17 protein-coding genes and 1 pseudogene are annotated in these 20,400 nt (G+C 70.6%); 12 read left to right on the forward strand and 6 right to left on the reverse strand.

Going from position 1 to position 20,400, the window contains the following annotated elements; all coding sequences use genetic code 11:
* Positions 1–51: 51 nt before the first annotated feature.
* Positions 52–960, forward strand: a complete 909-nt coding sequence (locus tag ABMY26_RS08590; RefSeq protein WP_372395860.1) for a formate/nitrite transporter family protein — start codon at positions 52–54, stop codon at positions 958–960.
* A 75-nt stretch (positions 961–1,035) separates the two neighbouring features.
* Here the strand turns inward: ABMY26_RS08590 and fdhD are convergent, their stop codons facing one another.
* Positions 1,036–1,902 (reverse strand): formate dehydrogenase accessory sulfurtransferase FdhD, encoded by an 867-nt coding sequence (gene fdhD / locus ABMY26_RS08595; protein ID WP_372395861.1) that lies wholly within the window; start codon positions 1,900–1,902, stop codon positions 1,036–1,038.
* Between the two features lie 432 nt (positions 1,903–2,334).
* Here fdhD and hypA point away from each other — a divergent pair, with 432 nt between their 5' ends.
* From hypA to ABMY26_RS08645, 10 genes and pseudogenes are all read left to right on the forward strand, one after another.
* Positions 2,335–2,676 (forward strand): hydrogenase maturation nickel metallochaperone HypA, encoded by a 342-nt coding sequence (gene hypA / locus ABMY26_RS08600; protein WP_372395862.1) that lies wholly within the window; start codon positions 2,335–2,337, stop codon positions 2,674–2,676.
* A 36-nt stretch (positions 2,677–2,712) separates the two neighbouring features.
* A complete protein-coding gene (locus ABMY26_RS08605) occupies positions 2,713–2,994 on the forward strand; it encodes a HypC/HybG/HupF family hydrogenase formation chaperone (protein ID WP_372395863.1) in 282 nt (93 codons plus the stop codon).
* 50 nt (positions 2,995–3,044) lie between these two features.
* On the forward strand, positions 3,045–3,185 hold the full coding sequence (locus ABMY26_RS08610; protein WP_372395864.1) for a hypothetical protein: 141 nt from the start codon (positions 3,045–3,047) through the stop codon (positions 3,183–3,185).
* Positions 3,186–3,252: 67 nt separating this feature from the next.
* A complete protein-coding gene (locus tag ABMY26_RS08615; RefSeq protein WP_372395954.1) occupies positions 3,253–4,272 on the forward strand; it encodes an Hpt domain-containing protein in 1,020 nt (339 codons plus the stop codon).
* Positions 4,190–4,873 (forward strand): chemotaxis protein CheA, encoded by a 684-nt coding sequence (locus ABMY26_RS08620; protein WP_372395865.1) that lies wholly within the window; start codon positions 4,190–4,192, stop codon positions 4,871–4,873. The genes ABMY26_RS08615 and ABMY26_RS08620 overlap by 83 nt, the downstream gene beginning before the upstream one ends.
* Positions 4,874–5,026: 153 nt before the next feature.
* Positions 5,027–5,326: pseudogene (locus tag ABMY26_RS08625) on the forward strand (integrase core domain-containing protein); the annotation flags it as partial.
* Between the two features lie 478 nt (positions 5,327–5,804).
* Complete coding sequence (locus ABMY26_RS08630; RefSeq protein WP_372395866.1) at positions 5,805–6,773, forward strand: helix-turn-helix transcriptional regulator; 969 nt, start codon at positions 5,805–5,807, stop codon at positions 6,771–6,773.
* Between the two features lie 121 nt (positions 6,774–6,894).
* Positions 6,895–8,097: an MFS transporter gene (locus tag ABMY26_RS08635; RefSeq protein ID WP_372395867.1), complete on the forward strand. Its 1,203-nt coding sequence runs from the start codon at positions 6,895–6,897 to the stop codon at positions 8,095–8,097.
* A 103-nt stretch (positions 8,098–8,200) separates the two neighbouring features.
* The gene (locus tag ABMY26_RS08640; protein ID WP_372395868.1) at positions 8,201–10,306 is read left to right on the forward strand and encodes a TonB-dependent receptor; all 2,106 of its coding nucleotides are present in this window, start codon (positions 8,201–8,203) and stop codon (positions 10,304–10,306) included.
* Positions 10,307–10,311: 5 nt separating this feature from the next.
* Entirely contained in the window at positions 10,312–11,316 is a 1,005-nt protein-coding gene (locus ABMY26_RS08645) for a trans-aconitate 2-methyltransferase (protein ID WP_372395869.1), read from the forward strand.
* A 4-nt stretch (positions 11,317–11,320) separates the two neighbouring features.
* On the opposite strand, the gene dmeF is transcribed toward ABMY26_RS08645, so the two are convergent.
* Positions 11,321–12,319: a CDF family Co(II)/Ni(II) efflux transporter DmeF gene (dmeF, locus tag ABMY26_RS08650; RefSeq protein ID WP_372395870.1), complete on the reverse strand. Its 999-nt coding sequence runs from the start codon at positions 12,317–12,319 to the stop codon at positions 11,321–11,323.
* A 153-nt stretch (positions 12,320–12,472) separates the two neighbouring features.
* Here dmeF and ABMY26_RS08655 point away from each other — a divergent pair, with 153 nt between their 5' ends.
* Positions 12,473–13,495, forward strand: a complete 1,023-nt coding sequence (locus ABMY26_RS08655) for a helix-turn-helix transcriptional regulator (protein WP_372395871.1) — start codon at positions 12,473–12,475, stop codon at positions 13,493–13,495.
* Here the strand turns inward: ABMY26_RS08655 and ABMY26_RS08660 are convergent.
* From ABMY26_RS08660 to ABMY26_RS08675, 4 genes are all read right to left on the reverse strand, one after another.
* Positions 13,459–14,703, reverse strand: a complete 1,245-nt coding sequence (locus ABMY26_RS08660) for an MFS transporter (RefSeq protein WP_372395872.1) — start codon at positions 14,701–14,703, stop codon at positions 13,459–13,461. The two genes, ABMY26_RS08655 and ABMY26_RS08660, sit on opposite strands and share 37 nt — an antisense overlap.
* The gene (locus tag ABMY26_RS08665; RefSeq protein WP_372395873.1) at positions 14,703–16,745 is read right to left on the reverse strand and encodes a TonB-dependent receptor; all 2,043 of its coding nucleotides are present in this window, start codon (positions 16,743–16,745) and stop codon (positions 14,703–14,705) included. The genes ABMY26_RS08660 and ABMY26_RS08665 overlap by 1 nt, the downstream gene beginning before the upstream one ends.
* Before the next feature lie 129 nt (positions 16,746–16,874).
* Positions 16,875–18,599, reverse strand: a complete 1,725-nt coding sequence (locus tag ABMY26_RS08670; RefSeq protein WP_372395874.1) for an ABC transporter ATP-binding protein — start codon at positions 18,597–18,599, stop codon at positions 16,875–16,877.
* Between the two features lie 4 nt (positions 18,600–18,603).
* Positions 18,604–20,361, reverse strand: coding sequence for an ABC transporter ATP-binding protein (locus ABMY26_RS08675; RefSeq protein WP_372395875.1), 1,758 nt, complete (start codon positions 20,359–20,361; stop codon positions 18,604–18,606).
* Positions 20,362–20,400: the final 39 nt, after the last annotated feature.

Here is a 20,400-nt window from a genome sequence, read left to right on the forward strand (position 1 = left end):
AAGCATTCTCATGCATTCGGGGACAACTCAAGACAAGCGGAGGAATTCGCCATGGCGGATCCTGCATCGAAAGACACACCGGTACTCGGCATGGACGCCTATTCGCCGGCCGAGATCCAGGACAAGGTCGAAAAGCTGGGGGTGAAGAAGGCGACGATGCCCTTCCTGCCCAGCTTCATGCTGGCGGTGGTCGCCGGCGGCGGCATCGGGCTGGGCGGCATGTTCTTCGTCATCGTGCTGGCCGACCCGGCGCTCAGCTTCGCGGTGCAGCGGGTGCTGGGCGGTCTGGTCTTCTCGCTCGGCCTCGCCATCGTCATGGTCGGCGGGGCGGAGCTGTTCACCGGCAACTGCCTGATCGTGATGGCGCGGGCGAACGGCCAGATCTCGACGGCGCAGGTGTTGCGCAACTGGGCGACGATCTGGATCGGCAACGCGGTCGGCGCGCTAGGCCTCGTCTTCCTGATCGTCATGTCGCACCACACCGAGATGAACAACGGCGGCGTCGGCGCCGCGGTGCTGAAGCTCGCCATCGGCAAGATCGCACCGGACGCGGTGACCATCTTCTTCAAGGGCATCCTGTGCAACCTGCTGGTCTGCCTGGCGGTGTGGCTTGCCTATGCCGGCCGCACGGTGACCGACAAGATCGTGGCGCTGACCCTGCCGGTCGCGGCCTTCGTGGCCGCCGGCTTCGAGCACTGCATCGCCAACCTCTATTTCCTGCCGCTGGCCTATGTGCTGAAGGAGACGGGGCATGTGCCGGCCGGGCTGGACGTATCGATGATCACGGCCGGCGGCATCCTGCACAATCTGCTGTTCGCCACGCTGGGCAACATCGTCGGCGGCTCGGTGTTCGTCGGCGGCATCTATTGGCTGATCTACCGCAAGGGCCTGGGCGGCCTGACCCCGCTGCCGTCGCGCAAGGCGATGCCGGCGATGGGGCAGCCGGCAGCCAATCATTGACGCGAACGGCGGCATGACCTCCGCGGGCCGGCACTGTCCGGCCCGCCGGTATTTTCGGGATTCCGGGGCAAGGCTTCAAGCCGGCGTCAGGACCCGCGACGGCACGGCGTAGACGGTGAAGCGGCCCTCGCGCACATAGGCGACGACCCCTACCCCCACCGTCGCGGCGAATCCCACGCACAGCGAAGTCGGGGCCGAGATGGCGGCGATCAGCGGGATGCCGGCCGCAGCCGTCTTGTGAACCATCTCGAAGGAACAGCGGCTCGACACCACGACGAAGCCGTCGGCCGGGTCGATGCCGGCGCGGGCGAGCGCGCCGATCAGCTTGTCGAGCGCGTTGTGGCGGCCGACATCCTCGCGGACGGCGACCAGGTCCCCGTCCGGCCGGGCGAAACCGGCGGCATGGACGGCGCCGGTCTGCCGGTTCAGGCTCTGGCCCGACGGCAGCGCCGCCATGGCGCGGCGGATCGATTCCGGCGCAAAGCGCGCGGTCGAGCGCACGGGATCGAGCGGCCGAAGGGTCTCCGCGAAGCTGTCGGTGCCGCAGCGACCGCAGCCCGATCCGCCCATCAGGTTGCGCTTGCGGCGCAGCAGGGCGGCGAGCCGCTCCACCGGCAGTTCCATGCGGATGCGGACACCGTCCGCCAGTTCGTCGACGCCGGTGATGGCGAGCTCGTCGGGAGTGCCTGCGATCCCCTCGCTGAGAGAAAAACCGGTTGCGAAATCCTCCAGGTCGGTCGGCGTCGCCAGCATGACCGCGAAGAGATCGCCGGCATAGACCAGACCGACCGGCAACTCGTCGACGATCGTCTCCACCCGGCGGTCGATGCCCGATCCGGTACAGACGGTCGCCGGCACCTGCCGCATGCCGCGGTGGGAAAGCGGGTGCGCCAGGGAAAGCGCCGGGGATGCCGGGGCCGTAAAGGCGGTTGCGTGATCCATGATGTGGCCGTGACCCTGGCTGTGATGGAGGAAAGGGCGCCGGCCAAGCGGTCCGTCACCGCGCACCGCTTTAACGCCAAGCCTGGAGCATCGGTCCCGACGGACGGGATCGCCCGGCCCCCATGGCCGGATTCTGCACGCCGCCGATACGGAACGACATGCGACATTCCGGCTCACCTAGAATATTCATCGGGGAAATTCCGAATAAATTTAAGTTATTGCCTCATACAAATCTCTTATCGCTCAGGTCATTGCATATGATGCTCCGTGAAATTCAACAACTCGTGAATTGCAATTCCTCATTTCCGGTGCTATTCCTTGCCATATCGACTTGCCGAAAAATCGACCGATTCACCCCTGCTCCCGACAATGGCCACCGGGTCCGGCATTCCGCCGGAACGGGCTTCTGGCCTTGCGCGGCGGAGAAGGACGATGCATGAGCTTTCACTGTGCGAACGGCTGCTGGACTTGCTGGAGGAGGAATCGCGCCGCCATGCCTTCCATCGGGTCACTCGGATCCGGTTGGCGGTGGGACGGTTCGCCTGCGTCGATCCGGACGCCCTGCGGTTCGCCTTCGACGTGGTCCGGCGCGACACGCTGGCCGAGGGCGCGACGGTCGACATCGATCAGCCGCCCGGTCTGGTCTGGTGCGAGGATTGCGCGCGGGAAAGGGAGGTGCCGACCCGCATCGCCCCCTGCCCAGCCTGCGGTGGCCTGCGCCTGGCCCCACGCGGTGGCGACGATCTGACGCTGGTCGAACTCGAAGTGGCGTGACCGCCGCAATAATGACCGCCGTGAAGGAACCCTGCCATGTGCCTTGGAGTCCCCGCAAGGATCGTCGCCATCGCCGATGCCGGGCGGATGCTCGCCATCGCCGAGATCCTGGGTGAAATGCGGGAAATCGATCTCTCCTGCATCGCCGATCCGGGAGAGGCACTGTCCGAGCGGATCGGACACTGGGTCCTGGTCCATCTCGGCTTCGCGCTCTCCCGCATCGAAGAGGCCGATGCACGGGTCACTCTCGACCTGCTTCGAGAGGTCGACGAGGCGGAGGGCGGCAGAGGGCACCTGAAGGCCTCCCTGCTCGCCTGACCTTCGTCCGCACCCTGCGCACGACGGAGGAGATCGCCTGCCTGCCGGTGATGATGACCAGCACCCTGAACCGGGACAAGGACATCGCCGCCGCCCGCGCGGTGGGGGTGAACCTGTATCTGGTCAAGCCGATCAGCGTGGACGATCTGCGCCTGTTCGCTGCCATCATGACGGGAGCGACCGAGCCATGAATCCCCCCTTCTCGCCCAGTTTCTGGTCGAAGCCCGCGACCAGATCGCCGCGACCACCGACGGCCTGCTGGGGTTGGAGCGCGATCCCCGCAGCGGCCAGCGTCTCAACGCCGTGTTCCGCTCGGTCCACACGCTGAAGGGATCGTCGGGTCTTTTCGACATCCCGGCGCTGACCGCCGTGCTGCACGCGGGCGAGGATCTGCTGGTCGCCCTGCGCGAACAGCAGCTGACGCTGGACCCCGCGATGCTGGACCAGATCCTGGCGGCGCTGGACCTCGTATCGATGTGGCTGGACCACATCGAGGACACCGGCAGGCTGCCGGGCACCGCGGTCGAACGCGGGCAGCCGGTCATCGCCGCGCTGCGCGCCTGGCTGACCGGCGGCGCCGAGGACAGGGCGGAGGAGCGCGCCCCGGCCTCCGGGCCGGAGGACGCGGTGGAGGGGACGGAATCCCTGCCACACTGGCTCTCCGGCGTGCCGGAAGACGCGCTGATGGAGGCGGTGGAACGGGCGGCGGCGAGCGGAACCCCGGTCCTCGCCATCACCTACCGTCCCGAGTCCCAGTGCTTTTTCAAGGGTGACGACCCGCTGGCCCTGATGACACAGGTGCCCGAACGCGCTCATCTGGCGGCGGTGCCCCCGGACGGCTGGACGCCGCTGGCCGAATACGACCCCTTTTCCTGCGTGCTGTCCTTCCAGGCCCTGTCCACCGCCCCCCTCGGGGAAGTGGCGCATCTCCTGCGCTATGTCGGCAGCCAGTCCGAAGTGACGGAGGTCGAGCCGGCGGCTCTGGCCCTGGCAGGCTTGTCCCCGGCCGCCGGTCCGGCGGCAGCGCTGGCCGAGCCGCTGGCGCTGCTGCTGGAACGCGGCGACCTGACCGGTTTGGCCGAGGCGGCCGGAACCATGGCCGAAGAGGAGGCGGGCGGCGACGCGGCCGCGGCGGCACTGTGGAATCGAGACCGACCGTACGGCCGCCGGCAAGCCGGAAACCGCCCGGCTGACATTGGGGGCCAGCCAGGACAACGATCAGGTCATCATCCGCATCACCGACGACGGGCGAGGCATCGATCCCGCCGTGATGCGTGAGAAGGCGGTCGAGAAGGGGGTGATGGACCGCGAAACCGCCCAGCGGCTGAGCGACGGGGAGGTGATGGACCTGATCTTCGCAGCGGGTTTCTCCACCGCCGCCGCCGTGACGGATATCAGCGGGCGCGGGGTTGGGATGGACGCGGTGCGCACCGCCATCGAGAAGACCGGTGGGCGGGTGGAACTGAGCAGCATCCCAGGCACCGGGACCACCGGCAGCCTGCATCTGCCGCTGAGCATGGCGGTAACGCGGGTGATGACGCTGGAGGTATCGGGCCGGCAGTTCGGCATTCCGATGGACGAGATCGCCGAAACGGTCCGTATCCCGCGGGCCGACGTGGTGGCCATCAAGGACAAGGAAGCCTTCCTGCTGCGCGACCGCATCATTCCCCTGGTGCATCTGGACCGCTTGCTGGATTTGCCGCCAAAGGCCGAGGCGGAGGAGATCGCCGTGCTGGTGGTGCGGATCGACAAGCAGGCGGTCGGTCTCGCCATCGAAGCCTTCGGTGAAGGGATGGAAGTCATCGTGAAGCCGCTGGATGGCCCGCTGGCCGGGATGCCGGGCTATCTGGGTACGGCGCTGCTGGGCGACGGGCGTTAAGCATTACAGTTGCGATGGATCAAAGACCCGATGCCGGTGCCACGGCCTTCACGGCGTCGACATGTCGGTGGGCCCGACGTTTCGGCCGCCCTCGATTCCTTGGAGAACGGTGTAACGGCTGGGGTGCCTCTGCCCCGTGGCCGGCTGAATAGGGAACAGGCGCTCCACGACCGCCGGCCCGCTAAGGGCACCGGCCTCATCCACCATTCCGGCCGCGGGTCGCAATACCTTGCCATTCGCTACACCGAGCGCCTCACCGAGGCCGGCGTCGAACCCTCCGTGGGCAGCGTCGGCGACAGCTACGACAACGCCTTGGCCGAGACGATCAACGGTTTCTACAAGACCGAGGCGATCCGGCGCTGCGGACCATGGCGCACCCTGGAAGCTGTCGAGTTCGCCACCCTGGAATGGGTGGACTGGTTCAAACACCGACGCCTCCTCGAACCCATCGGCAAGCACGCCGTCCTCCAGGACGCTGGTGCTCACACTGTCGGACTCGTTGTCGGAAAAGCCCGGCCCGCGAATGGTGAGCTGCGGCGTACTGCCGGCGAACCCGGTGAGATAGACGTTGGGCTGGCACTGGGCGATCTCGCCCGGCCCCTGGAGCCGCCCTCCTCGTCGAGCGTGCGTTCGTCCACCTCCGACGCGCTGGCCGGTGAAGGTCGTCGTCCCCTGCCTGGAGGCGGTGACGGCCAGCGCCGTCAACTGTGATGCGGGCCGGAACATAGGCGGCGAAATAGGCATGGGAGCACTCTCCACGCTGGAAGCGATCGATATCTAATGATAATAATTCTTATTATCATTTCTGCCTGTGACGGTGCGCCCTTTGCCCTGGCCGGTATTTTTTCGTCACTCCCCTCACCCTCTTCGACGGATGCCATGGCGCACTCCAGCCCGTCCGTTCCTTCCCAAGACAAAAGGACCACCCGCCATGAACATCCTCCGCAAGACCGGGCCGGATGTGTTCCAGGTCGGCCCGCGACTGCTGGCGAGCCTCGCTGGACCGGAGTCCGGGTGGCGCGATCACGCGCTGCCCTGCGCCGACGGGGCCGTGCGTTTCCGCACCGGCCGGGTCGGGCCGGGCATCACCCTGACCAGCAGCGAGTGCCGCCTGGGCGGCGACTACCGGTCGCGGATCGACCATGGCGCGGCGGTGGGGGTGCTGGCCTTCGGCCTGTCGGGCACCAGCCTGTTCGGTTGCGGCGACGCGGCGTTGCGCCACACGGTGCGCGCCGGGGATGTCTGGCTGTTCCGGCTTGACGACGCTCCCATCGCCCGGCTGACGCCGGCGCAGGAACTGGCCGGCATGCTGGCGGTCAAGTTCGACCTGGACCGCATCGGCGAGGTGCTGGACGGTGCCGGCCTGAACCGGATGCCGGGAGGAACCCGCGCGGTCCGGCTGGGGCGCTCGGAGTCCGGTGCCGACCGGCTGCGCCTGCTGCTGAACAACGGCCTCGCGTCGCCGCTCGACCGGCTGATGGCGGAGAGCGCCGCGCTCGGGCTGCTGGCGCATTGGCTGGCGCCATTGGTGGACGCCGGCCCCATGGGGGACGGCGCGCCAGGGGCCGCACTGGGGCGCGCAGAGCGGTGCGGGGTGGCGCGGGTGGCGGACATGCTGCTGTCCGCTCTGTGCCACCCGCCCTCGCTGGAGCGTCTCGCCGAGGCGGCGGGCATGAGCCACGCGCGGCTGAACCGCTGCTTCCGCAAGGTCTACGGGCAGACCGTCTTCGCCTGGCTGCGCGACCGGCGGCTGGAGCGCGCCGAACATTGCCTGAAGAACAGCGACGAGAGCATCACCGGGATCGCCTTTCTTTGCGGCTTCAGCAGCTCCAGCCATTTCGCCGCCGCCTTCCGCGAGCGCCACGGCTGCACCCCCGCCGAGTTCCGCCAACGCCGCTGACACCGACACCGCTGACACCGCCGTTCGGCGTCTGTCCCGTCCCGTTCTGCCGATGACGGCGCCACCGGCGTTTCGCGCGTAGCGTCTCCGGTCGCTGTCGCTCGACCTCGCGGAAACCGCCATGACCACCACCATGACCACCACGCCGACCGACCGGAAGACACCCGCCGTGGCCGCCCTGTTCGGCGGGCTGCTGGCGAACGGCGCTGGCCATTCCTTCCTGCTGATCGTCCTGCCCCCGCTCGGGCGGAGCATCGGCTTCGGGGATGTGCGGACCGGTATGCTGCTCAGCCTTTCCGCCCTGCTGCTGGTCGTCGCCGGACCGGTCTGGGGGCAGGTCTGCGACCGCTGGGGCCGGCGCCGCGTGCTGCTGACCGGGCTCGCCGCCGCCGCCCTGTTTCCCGTGGCGATGGCCGCGATCCTGGCCGGGCACGGCGACGGACGCCTGTCGGCCGATGCGGCCTTCGCCCTGCTGCTGGCCGCCCGGCTGGTCCAGTCGGCCCTGTCGGCCGGCATCATGCCTGCGGCCCAGGGCTTCCTCGCCGACGTGACCAGCACGGACGAGCGGGCCGGCGGCATGGGGATGATGGGCGCCGCCTTCGGACTGGGCGCCATCCTCGGCGGCGCCGTCGCCTGGCGGATGGGAGGGACGGAGCCCGGCACCGCGCTGCTGGCCATCGCCGCGCTGATCGCCGCCGGAACGTCGGCGGTCTGGCTCTGTGTCCGCGAGCCGGTGCGGCCGGCCGCATCGGCGACAGCCCCGGCGGCGGGGTGGCTCCGTCCGGCGGTTCTCCGCCCCTTCCTGGCGATCACGCTGTGCGGGCTGGCCGCCTACAGCCTGCTGCAGCAAGTGACGGCGCTGCGCCTCCAGGACGCCTTCGGCCTGACCCCGATGGACTCGGTGCAGCGCGGCGGCGCCATCCTGGCAGTGACCATGGCGGTGATGGTGGCGACGCAGGGGCTGGCGGTGCGCTGGCTGGGCTGGCCCCCCGCGCGCCTGCTGCGGGTCGGGGCCGTCGTCGCGGCGCTCGCCATGCCGGCGGCGGCTCTGGCCCCCTCCCCCGCCCTGCTGATGGCGGCAATGGCCGGGCTGGGTGGCGGGCTGGGTCTGCTGCTGCCGGGAAATCTCGCCTCGCTGAGCCTGCGGACGGCGCCGGACATGCAGGCCCGGACCGCCGGCCTCAACGGCATCGGGCAGGGGGTCGGCATGGCCGCCGGCCCGCTGCTGGGGGCGTCGCTGCACCAGCTCTCGCCGGTCATGCCCTATTGGGCGGGCGCCGCGATCCTGTGCGTGGTGTGCGCCCTGGCGTTCCGGCGGCGCTGACCGCCGCGTTCGCCCGATGATGGGGAGCGTTCGGCGTTTGGGCGCGCGCCCCCGGCGCTTCGCCTAGCCTCGCCCTGGACTTCAGCGAGGAGAACCGCCCCCAATGACGCACCGCCCGTTCCCCACACCGCCGATCGCCCGGCTGCTTTCCTCGACCCCGCTCCTTCTGGCGATGGCGGGACCGGCGCTGGCCGACGGCCCGCCGGACGCCGCCGCCATGGAGCTGGCCCCGATGACGGTCGAGGCCCGGCAATGGAAGGAGGATGTCCGGCGCATCCCCGGATCGGTCGAGGTCCTGACGCCCGAGGCGTTGGACAGCCCGCTGTCGGGCGGACTGGCGGCCATCGCCAAGCGGTCGCCGAACGTCCAGATCGAACAGTCTTCGGTGCAGACGCGGATCGTCATGCGCGGCATGACCAGCGCCAACACCGCCTTGCAGGATCCCCTGGGTTTCTTCGTGAACGACGTCGCCCTGCCCCACGGTGCCGCCCAGGCGCCCCGGCTGCCCGACCCCGCCATGCTGGAAATCCTGAAGGGGCCGCAAGGCAGCCTCTACGGCCGCAACACCGAGGCCGGCGCCGTCAAGGCCGCCTCCGCCGATCCGACCTGGACGCCATCGGGCTGGGCCAGCCTGTCCACCGGCTTCCAGGACGGCCCCGACGGCTGGCGCCCCGCCGTCACGGCGGCCGGGCGGCTGTCGGGTCCGCTCGCCGGCGACACGCTGGCCGGTTCGCTGGCCTTCCGCGCGGAGGACGCCAAGGGCGCCGGACTGAACCGCTACGACGGGTCGAGGAACGGCGCGGAAACCGGCCGCTGGACCCTGTCGGGCGGCCTGGAAGCCCGGCCCGACGACGATACCGACATCCGCCTGAAGAGCGTCGTCGAACGGGCCGAACTGGGCAAGGCGCGGATGCGCTACCTCTCCGGCCCCTACGCCACCGGCCGCTTCACCACCAACTACAACACCCCCTCCTGGGACGATTCCACCAGCGCGGTGCAATCCCTGCGGGTCGACCGTCGCGGCGACGGCTTCGACCTGACCAGCGTCACCGGCTGGACCCATTACACGCGCGATTTCCAGATGGATCTCGACGGCGCACCGCTCGCCACCCTGCCGACCCTCTCGGCCCACCGCGACGACGCCCTGTCGCAGGAAATCCGCCTGACCTCCGCCGATCCGCAGGCGCGGCTGCGGTGGCTGGCCGGACTCTACGCCTACCGGGAATGGACCGAGCTGGATTTTCGCATCGGCACCCCGCGCGTCCGGCGCAAGACCGACATCGAGCAGACCGGGCTGGCCGGCTTCGGGCAGGCGGATGTCGGCCTGACCGACGCCTTGCGGCTCGGTCTGGGCGGACGGCTCGAATGGATCGGCCAGAGCGGCCGCCAGACCGTCTCCAGCACGGCCGGGCGCATGAGCTACCAGCAGGATCTGAGCCACACCACGCTGCTGCCGCGCGTCAGCCTGTCCTATGAGGCCGGGCCGGACGCCACGCTCTACGCCTCCTACGCGCGGGGCTATCTGCCGGGCGGCTACAATTACGGGACGGCGACCAGCCGCGACACGCTGACCTACGCGCCCGAACACAGCTGGACCGCCGAGGCCGGGGTGAAGGCCGGCTTCGCCGGCGGGCGCGGCTCCGTGCAATTCTCGGTCTTCCACACGCGCACGACCGACAAGCAGATCCTCGATCTGGTGCCCGGCGGCACCCAGAAGGTCAGCAACGCCGCCGAGGCCGAAAACCTGGGCGCCGAGTTGTCGCTGAACGGACGCCTGAGCGAGCGTTGGACCCTGTTCGGAAGCGGCGGCCTGCAACGGGCCAAGGCGACCGCCTACACCGTCAACGTCAACCGCAACGGCGCGCTGGTGCCCACCGACCTGTCGGGCAACCGCCTGCCGATGGCGGCGCACGCCACCTATGCGCTGGGCATCCGCTATGACGAAGGCGAGCGGGGGTGGTTCGGACAGGTGGGGGTGAACGGCTCCGGCCCCTATTATTTCGATTCGGAAAACACGGTGCGGCAATCGGCCTTCGTGCTGACCGACGCCGAGATCGGCTACCGCTTCGCGTCGGTGGAGCTGTCGCTGTGGGGCAGCAACCTGTTCGACCGGAACGTCTACACCCGCGCCGTCCGGGCGCCGCTCGGCGTGCTGGCGGAGGATGGCGCGGCGCGCGAGGTCGGCCTGCGCGTCAAGGCGGCGTGGTGACGGCGATGACGACGCACCCCGACGACAGCAGCGTTCCCGCCCGGCTGTTCGACCTGATCCAGGCGCCGCTGCGCTGGCAGCTTGTGGCGGCCGGTCTGGAGTTCGCCCTGTTCGACCGGCTGGCCACGCCCGCGACGGCAGCCGATCTGGCGGCCGATCTGGCGCTGGACGCCGGACGCCTCGGCTTCGTCCTCGACGCGCTGGCCGCCATGGAGCTGCTGGTCAAGGCCGATGGCCGCTACCGCCTCGCGGACGAGGCCTCGCCCTATCTGCGCACCGACGGCCCGCGGTCCCTGCGCGACCTGCTGACCACCCTCCCCCGGCTGCGGCACGGCGACGTGGCGGCATTGCTGCGCGGGGAGACCGCCGACGCGCCGCTCGACATGACCGCGCCGGAGTTCTGGGACCGCTCTGCCTTCAGCCTGCGCGCCTTCCATCGCGGCATGGGGGCGGCAGCCATGATGGCGGTGCTGGAAAGCCTGCCGGAATGGCCCTCCGCCCAGCGGTTCCTCGATGTCGGCGCCGGATCGGAGACGCTGTCGCTGACGGTCGCGGAGCGGCGGCCGGACATGACCGCCACGGTGGTCGACCTGCCGCCGATGGCGAGCCGGATCGCCGGACGGCTGGACACCGCCGGAGCGGCGGGCCGGCACGTCGCGGTGATCGCGGGCGACTTCAACGACACGGAGTGGGGCGGCGGGTACGACGTGATCTGGGCGTCGCTGACGCTCTACTACGCCCGCGACCTCGTGGCGCTGCTGGCCAAGGCCCGGCAGGCACTGGCGCCGGGCGGCGTCTTCGTCAGCCTGCACGAGGGGCTGACGGCGGAGCGCACCCAACCGGAAACCCACGTCGTCGGGCGGCTGGCGGCGGCCCTGCGCGGGCAGGGCCGTTCCTTCGATCGGGGCGCCATCGCGGCGGCGCTGTCGGCGGCCGGCTTCGCCCGTGTGGACAGCCGGGACGTCGCGACCGCCTTCGGCCCGTTCCGGCTGGACTGCGGGCGGGGGTAGGCGTTCAGCACCCCGCCTCGCCGGGACAGCGCCGCACCTCGACGACCGGATGGACCAGCCCCAGCCCGGCGGGGAGCAGAGCCTTGTAATGCTCCGGGCTGTGCGGTTCGTGGCTGACCACCGACAGCACCGTGGTGAACAGCCCCGGACCGATCGACCAGACATGCAGGTCGGCGATGCGGGAATCGCCGTCCGCCTCGATGGCGCCGCGCACCGCCTCGCGCACCTCGGCAGGTGCCTCCTGGTCGAGCAGCACCCGGCCGGTGTCGCGCAGCAGGCCCCAGGACCAGCGGGCGATCACCGCCGCACCGACGATGCCCATCGCCGGGTCCAGCCAGGACGCGCCGAGATGCTTGCCGCCGAGGAGCGCCAGCACAGCCAGCACCGACGTCGCGATGTCGGCGAGCACATGCAGGATGGCGCCCCGCAGATTGTGGTCGTGCTCCTCATGCGCATGGCTGTGCGCATGGCCGTGCGCATGGTCGTGGCCGTGGCCATGACGGTGATCATGGCCGTGCTGGTGATGCTCCGCGTCGTCGCCGGACGGCCCGCGTATCAGGATGGCCGCGCTCGCGATGTTGACGGCCAGACCGACCAGCGTGACCACCAGCGCCTGGTCGAAGGAGATCGCCACCGGATCGACCAGCCGGTGCATGCTCTCCCACAGCATCAGCAGGGTGACGAAGACCAGCAGCAGCGCGCTGGCGAAACCGGCCAGCGCGTTCACCTTGCCGGTGCCGAAGCTGAAGGCCCGGTTGCGGGCGTGGCGGCGGGCAAAGACGTAGGCGAGCAGCGAAATGCCCAGCGCCGCCGCATGCGAGGCCATGTGCAGGCCATCGGTCAGCAGCGCGATGGATCCGAAGGCGATGCCCGCCGTCACCTCCGCAACCATGGTCACGGCGGTCAGCGCCACCACCAGCAGCGTGCGGAACTCCGCCGGCCGGACACGGTCCTGGCCGAAGCCGTGGTCATGGGTCCAGGCGTCGATCGTCTTCGTGTGCATCGGCGGCTGCTTCCTTCTCGATGAGGACCGGATCGGTCCAGAATGCCTTTCGGCGTCATGGATCCGCAACAGAATTGCGGATGATAATTATTCTCATTATGCTGCATCCGCCCCGCTGCCTGGAGGCGTGGCGCGTCGCAGTGGAGGTTGGGAATGAAAGCGGGCCTGATGCAGAAGATCGTCGTCGATCGCGGTCCGGCGGGCCTCGGCCGGCGCTGGACAACCGCCGCCCAGCCGCGTTCGGTGGTTCGCCATTCCGGACCGCTGATGCCGGGCGTCGAGGGGCACATGAAGCGCACGCTGGTGCGCGACGGCATGGCGGTGACCACCTGCGACTTCACGACCACCAGCACGGTAGAGGGCAGCGTCCACGGCCACGCCAGCCTGTCCATCGCGGTGTTCCTGAAGGCCGGCGGCGTCACCGGGGTGGCGCCGGACGGGCCGGTCATGCCCTACCGCGACGGCCATCTCTACGTGTTCCTGTCGAACCGCAGCGCCTGGGGCCGGTTCCATCTGCCGCCGGGCCAGCGCATGACGATGGCGGAACTGCGCATCGACTGGGATGTCCTGTGCGGCATGCTCGACCCCCGTGCCTTCACTTCCACCATGGCCGGTGCGCTGGACCTGTATGCGGAGGATCTCGACGGGGTGTGGATGGGCTGCGCGCCCGCCCCGCGCGAGATGATCCTGGCGACGGAGCGGCTGCTCCAGGGCACGGTGGCCGAACGCGCCGACGCGCTGTTCGTGGAGGGCAAGGCGCTGGAACTGCTGGCCCTGGCGCTCGACCGGCTGACCACCGCCCAGGGGCGCCCGCCCCGTCCGCCCGAACCGAGCCTGCTCGACCGCCGTCGGGTGAAGGCGGCGCGCGACCTGATGGTCGAGGACATCGCCCATGGCTGGACCATCGCCGAACTGGCCCGCGTCGCCGGGGTGAACGAGAAGAAGCTGAAGCACGGTTTCCGGACTCTCTACGATGCGTCGGTCCACCAGTATCTCCAGGACATGCGGATGAAGCGGGCGGGCGATCTGCTGGGGCGGCAGGCGGCCAGCGTGACCGAGGTGTCGCTGATGGTCGGCTATGCCAACCCCAGCCACTTCGCCAAGCTGTTCCGCCGCTATTACGGCGTCGCCCCCAGCGCCTACACCGCCACGCCCGGCGGAGCGGCGTCCGGCTGAACGGTGCCGATCCGCGCCCGCAGCGCCGGCAGCAGCGCCGCCGCCGCCAGGGCGGCCCCGGCGGCAAGGCCGAAGCCGGCCTTGTAGCCCAGGGTTCCCGCCAGCAGCGCCCCGCCATAGCCGGCCAACGCCGCGACCATCGCGTCGGCGCATTGGAACAGCGTGAAATCCACCCCGGCCTGCCGCAGCGAGGCCCAACCCATCATCGCCGTGTAGAGGACGACGAAGGCCGCCCCGGTCACCGCGGCCAGCGCCAGCAGCAGCCCGACCAACGCCGCAACGGGCAGGCCGGGCACCAGCGCCGCCGCCAGCAGGGCGAGGAAGACCGCCGCCTCGGCCAGCACCGCCGGCCCCAACAGCGCATCGGCGCCCCAACGCCGCGCCGCCAGCCCGGCCAGCAGCGCCCCCAGCAGACTGGCCGCCGTGCCGGCGACGCCGTGCAGCATCCCCAGCAGGGCGAGGTCGAAGCCCCGGTCGATCAGGAAGGGCGCCATCAGCCCCTGCACGATCCGCAAGCCCGGCTGGAAGACCAGCACGACGACCAGCCCCCAGCGCACGTCCGGCCGAGCGAAGGCCGCCGCCAGCGACGGGCGGTGCCGGTTTTCGCTCCGGTCTTCACCGAGAGAGGCGAGCGGCGGCTCGGGCGTCAGCAGGACCGGCAGAGTCAGCAGAACCAGCAGCCCGACCATGGCGCACACCGCCAAGGTCCAGCCCGCCCGATCCACCAGCACCAGGAACAGGCCGCCGCCCAGCATCATCCCGGCATAGCCGCCGCCCACCTGCACCGCGCCGCCCCAGCCGCGCGTGGCGGGAGCCAGACGCTCCACCGTGAAGCCGTCGCAGGCGATGTCCACCGTCGCCACCACCACCGCGACGGCGGCGAGCAGCAGGAACAGGGCCAGCGGCGCCTCGCGCGGCGACAGCGCCGCCAGCAGGACGAGCAGCCCGAACGCCACCCCCTGCCCGGCCAGGATGATCGGCCGCGACCGCCGGACGCCGCCGGGCCGTTGGCGAAACCGCTCGACGGCGGGCGCCCACAGGAATTTCAACGCCCAGGGCAGCATGAACAGCGACACCAGACCGACCAGCTCCAGCCCGGCGCCATGGCTGCGCAGGACGGCGGGCAGGGCCTGGAAGCTCATGCCGCCGATGGCGCTCTGGGTCGTGTAGATCCCCGCGACCGTCAGCAGCACCCGCGCGGCGCCCATCAGAAGCGGTACCGGCCGCTGACGCCGATCATGCGCCCCTGCCCGACCGTGCTGCGCACGTCGCCGGCCCCGAACCGGAAGCTGGAGGTGCGGTAGACCTTGTCCGTCAGATTGTCGCCGAAGACGCTGAGCGACATCCCGTTGTCGAGCGCCAGATCGACCGAGGCGTCGAACAGCGTGTAGCCCGCCTGTTGCAGGCTGTTGGCCTCGTCGAAATAGGTGCGCGAATAATAGCGCCCGCCGCCGCGCAGGCTGAGTTCGCCCGGAATTCCCGTCTGCGGGATCACGTAGCGCGCCGACAGCCGCAGCGTGGTGTCGGGGGCGTAGGGCACCCGCTTGCCGTCGTAGCTGACGCCCGTCTGCGGATCGCGCGAATCGGTGAACTCCGACCGGCCGACGGTCGCGCCGGCATCCAGCGTCAGCCCGTCCAGCGGCGTGGCCCGCAGATCCAGCTCGATGCCCTTGCTCTCGGCCTCGCCGGCGTTGCGCAGCACCTGCATGCCGACCGGCCCGACATAGATCTGCTTGTCGTTGGAGCGGATCCAATAGACCGCCGCGCCACCTTCCAGGATGCCGGGCAGCAGGGCGCCGCGCCAGCCGGCCTCGATGTTGATCGATGTCTCGGATTTGTAGGACACGGCGTCGGCGACGCTGGAAACGGTGTGGTTGAAGCCGCCCGGCTTGAAGCCCCGGCTGACCAGCGCGTAGAGCCGGTGGTCCGGCGTCACCTGCCAGCCGAAGGCCAGCTTGGGCGAGACGTTGCCGAAACTGGCGTCGGCGGAAAAGCCGTAGCCGCCCGGCGCGCCGCGCCGGTAGTCGATCGACGATTCCTCCCGCGACCAGCGCAGGCCGCCGGTGACGTCCACCGTCGGCGTGACCTTGTAGGTGATCTCGCCGAAGGCGGCGTAGGAGCGGCTGTCCACGTCGTTGACCGAGGCGCCCATGTAGCCGGGATAGCCCGGTTCGCGCCGCGTGAAGTCGGTGTCCTGAACGAAGCCGCCGATCACGCCGGACAGCGGGCCGGAACCGCCCCAGGCCAGACGCAGCTCCTCGGACACCGTCCGCTGATCCTCGGGCGTGTCGCTGCCGAAGATGCGGCGGGTCATCGTCCGCTTCTGGAGGGAGGTCACGCTGGTCAGCACCGCCCCGCCGAAATCATAGCTGCCGGTCAGCCCGAAGCTGTTCACCGTACGGTCGAGCAGCGGCAACCCGCCCTCGGTCACGCTGTTGACGGTGCGATCCTTCAGGCTGGAGTCCTTGACATAGAGTTCCTCGTGGCTGCGCAGCCGCTCGCGCTGGGCGGTCGCCATCACGTCGAGCGGTCCGCCGACCGGCGCGTAGCGCAGCCGCGCCCGCCCGACCCAGGTCGTGCCGTCGTCGATGTCGGAGCCCAGCCCGCCCGTATCGTCGATGCTGCCGAGCCGGTCGCGCAGATGCACGGCGACATCGCCGTACAGCATGCCGGGCACCAGGGCGAGACCGGCGATGGCCTCCACCGTGCGATCCTGGTTGGACAGGGTGCTGGACAGGGCGGCGACCGGCCGGTCGTCCGGCTTGCGGGTGACGATGTTCAGCACGCCGCCATGGGCGCCGCGGCCGTACATCGTCCCCTGCGGGCCGCGCAACAGCTCCACCCGCTCGACGTCCACCAGCTCCTGCGTGAAATAGGCCTGGTCCTGGGCCACGCCGTCGACATAGACCTGGACCGCCGGGTTGTAATAGTCGGGCGACGAGACGCCACGCACCGTCACATTGGCATAGGCGCCGTTGCCCCGGCTGCGGATCAGCAGGCCGGGAAACACGCGCTCCAGATCCTCGACCTTCGCGACATGGGCCTGCTCCAGATCCTCGGCGGTGCGGACGGCGACCGCGCCGTCCACCTCGGCCAGCCGCTGGGGCCGCTTGTTCGCGGTCACCGATATGGAGTCGAGGCGCAGCGGTTCGGACGCGCCCGCCGGGGCCGTCTGGGCCGCGGCCGGCAGCGCCCACAACAGAAGGCCGGCGGCGGCCGTGCCGCGCAGCAGGAAGGAACGGGTCGCCATGACGATATGCACTCCGGAAAGACGGCTCGATGCCGCAAGGACTAGGCGCGGGAGAGCGGCGGCGCTAACGCGAACGGGGCCGGGAAGACCGTGATCGGGACCAAATTGCGATTCATTCGCATGTGCCTCTCACGGCAGGCCCCGCCAACCCAGCATGTTTTCATAACGCGCCCACAGCCGGGCATAGGCGCCGTTCCGCCCGATCAGCGCGGCGTGAGGTCCCTGCTCGACGATCCGGCCGCGCTCCAGCACCAGGATGGAATCGGCCTCGGCGACGGAGCGCAGGCGGTGGGCCACCACCAGCACCGTCTTGCCGGGCAGCAGCGCGCCCAGCGCCCGCTGGGCCAGCGCCTCGTTGCGCGGGTCCAGCGCCGACGTCGCCTCGTCCAGCAGGACGATGGGCGCGTCCTTCAGGATGGCGCGGGCGAGCGCGACACGCTGCCGCTCGCCGCCCGACAGGGTGTGCCCACGGTCGCCCAGAACCGTGTCGTAGCCCTGCGGCAGGGCGGTGATGAAGCCGTGGCACTGGGCCGCCTCGGCGGCGGCGGTCACCGCATCGTCCGGCGCGTCGGGGCGGCCGATCCGGATGTTCTCGCGCAGCGTGCCGGCGATCAGGAACACCTCCTGCGACACCACGGCGAGGCAGGAGGCCCGCGTCTCCTCGTCCATGTCGCGCAGATCGACGCCGCCGATGCGGATGGCGCCCTCCGTCACGTCCCAGGAGCGGGTCAGCAGGCGCAGCAGCGTGCTTTTCCCGGCGCCCGACGGCCCGACCACCGCGACCACCCCGCCCTGCGGCACGGCGAAGGACACCTCCGTCAGGATGGCATCGCCGCCCTGCCGGAAGCCGACGCGGTCGAAGGCCATGTCGAACCGCTCGGGACTCCGGGGGCTTGCGGGTTCGGGCAGGACGGGTTCCGTCAGGACGGCCTGGATGCGGGTCAGCGACGCGTCCATCAGCTCCAGCATGGCCGCGAACTCGGTGAACTCGTGAACGGGGGCGAAGACGCGGAGCGCGACGAACCAGACCAGCAGGAACTGCGCCGGGTCGAGCCCGCCGCCCAGCAGCCCATGCACCGCCCAGGCCCCGGCCGCCAGCGCCCCGGCGTCGAGCAGCACCGGGAAGCCCATCGAGGCGCGGACATAGGTGGCGGTCAGCCCCTTCGCCGCATCGCGGTGCCCCGCCGTCGCCCGTTCGAGCCGTCCCACCGGCAAGCCGGGGTCGAAGCCCTTGACGACACGCATCCCCTGGAGGAGTTCCAGCACGGCCCCGCCCATCCGGCCACGCCACGCCGCGCCCTGCGCCGCCTCGCGCGCCAGCCGGCGGGACGACCGGCGCTGGACCAGGACGGCGACGGGAATTCCCAGCACCAGCAACCCGGCCAGCCGCGCGTCCACCCAGGCGCAGCCCGCCAGCAGGATCGCCGTCATCGCCAGCCCGGCGACGGTGCGGCCGAAGATCAGCGAGGGAACCTGCTCGATGGTGGTCACGTCCTGCATCAGCAGGGCGGTCAGGTCGCCGCTGTCGCGCCGCTTGACCTCGCCCAGCGGCAAACGCCGCAGCTGCCGCGCGAGGTCGAGCCGCAGCCGGCAGGTCAGCCGCGTCCCGGCCTCCGCCCCCAGCCGCGTCGCACCGTAGAACAGCACCCCCTGCGCGGCGAAGGCGCCGGCCAGCACCAGCGCGACGACGCCCGGCGATGGAAGGGCGCCACCGGACAGCAGGCCCCGCGCCAGCCAATAGACCACGCCCAGCGGCACGGCGGCGGCCAGCATCTCGGCGAATTTGGCGGCGCCGGCGGCGGCCAGCAGGCCGCGTTCCGGCACGGCCAGCCGGAAAAGCTTCACGATCAGCATGCGATCACGCCTCCTGCTCGAAACCGGACCGGACATCGGACTGGGTGCCGGGAAGGCGCCAGCGGAGAACCTCGGCCTGCCGGTCGGTCAGGTCGCGGTAGAGCGGGCAGGCGGCCATCAGGTCGTCGTGCCGGCCGGCGGCGGCGACACGGCCGTCCTCCATCACCACGATGCGGTCGGCATGGCGCACGCTGTCCAGCCTGTGGGCGATGACGATCGCCGTGCGGCCGGCCATCAGGCCGGACAGTGCCTCCTGGATCAGCGCCTCGTTCTCGGCGTCGGCGAAGGCGGTCGGCTCGTCGAGGATCAGGATCGGCGCGTCCTTCAGGATGGCGCGGGCGATGGCGATGCGCTGGCGCTCGCCGCCGCTGAACCGCGCGCCGCCCTCCCCCACCGGGGTGTCGTAGCCCTCGGGCAGCGCCGCGATCAGATCGTGGCAGCGCGCGGCCCGCGCGGCGGCGGCGACCGTCTCACGGTCGGCGTCCGGCCTCCCCATGCGCAGATTGTCGAGCACGCTGCCGTTGAACAGGGTGCTGTCCTGGAAGACGAAGGAGACCATGGCCTTCAGCCGCTCGGGCGGGATCGTCCGGATGTCGGCGCCGCCGATGCGGATGGCGCCCTCCCCGACGTCCCAGAAACGGCCGACGAGGTGCGCCGCCGTGCTCTTGCCCGCGCCGGACGGGCCGACCAGCGCCGTAATCCCGCCCGCCGGAGCGGTGAAGCTCACCTCCCTCAACGCCGGCTTGCCGCCATGGTCGAAGCTGACGGCATCGAACGCGACGGCAAAGGCGCGTCCCTCCCGCACCGGCTCGGAACCGGTCACCGACACCGGCGGTTCGGGAGCGTCGAGGATGGCGGCGATTGCCTCCTCCGCCTTGCGGACCCTCTGGTACAGCTCGCCGTAGATCGTCACCTTCTGCAGGGGAGGACCGAGCAGGCCGGACAGCAGCAGCGCCGCGAGGAAGGCCGGCGCCTCCAACTCGCCCCGCCCATGCAGCCACAGCCCGAGCGGCGCCACGAACAGCGGGGCCGTCCCCGCCCCCACCGCATAGAGCGACCAGCCGGGCAGCCAGCGCGTCTGCCACTCCAGGGCGAAGCGGCGGAACGCCTCGATGGCATCGACCAGCCGCCCGCCCAACCCGCTGCCGGCCCCGCCCCGGACCGTGAAGGAGCGCACGAGCTCCATGCCCTGGATGAACTGCACCGCCTCGGCGTTGATGGTCCGGATCAGGCCGAAATAGGCGCCGATGCGGGGACCGTGGCCGCGCATCATCCAGGCGTTGCCGGCCCAGGCCAGCGGCAGGATGCCCAGCGCCGCAACGGCGAGCCGCCAGTCGATCAGCGCCATCACCGTCAGGCACAGCAGCGGCGCCGCCAGCGCCGCCACCATGTCGGGAAGCTGATGGCTGAAGAACAGCTCCAGGATCTCGACCTGCTCCTGGAAGACATGGCTCAACCGCCCCACCGGCCGGTCGAGGAAGAAGCCCAGCGGCAGGCGCTGCGTCTTGGCGATCAGCGCCGCGCGGACGGCGTGCAGGATGTCGAAACCGACGCGATGGGCCAGCCCGGTGGACAGGGCGGCGCACAGATGCCGGCCGATCAGCGCCGCCGCGACGGCCGCCGCCCAGCCGAGAACCGCGTGGGGATCGGCTGGGCTGTCTCCATCCGTCGTCGCCTGGAGAATTTCGTATACTCCCCAGAACGGCACCAGCCCGCACAGCGCCGCCGCCACCGACAGCCCGCAGGCGGCAGACAGGGCCATCCCGTGCCCATCCGCCAGGCGCAACAGGCGGTTTTGCCC

This window comes from Azospirillum sp. HJ39, from assembly GCF_041507355.1.
Lineage (GTDB): Bacteria > Pseudomonadota > Alphaproteobacteria > Azospirillales > Azospirillaceae > Azospirillum > Azospirillum thiophilum.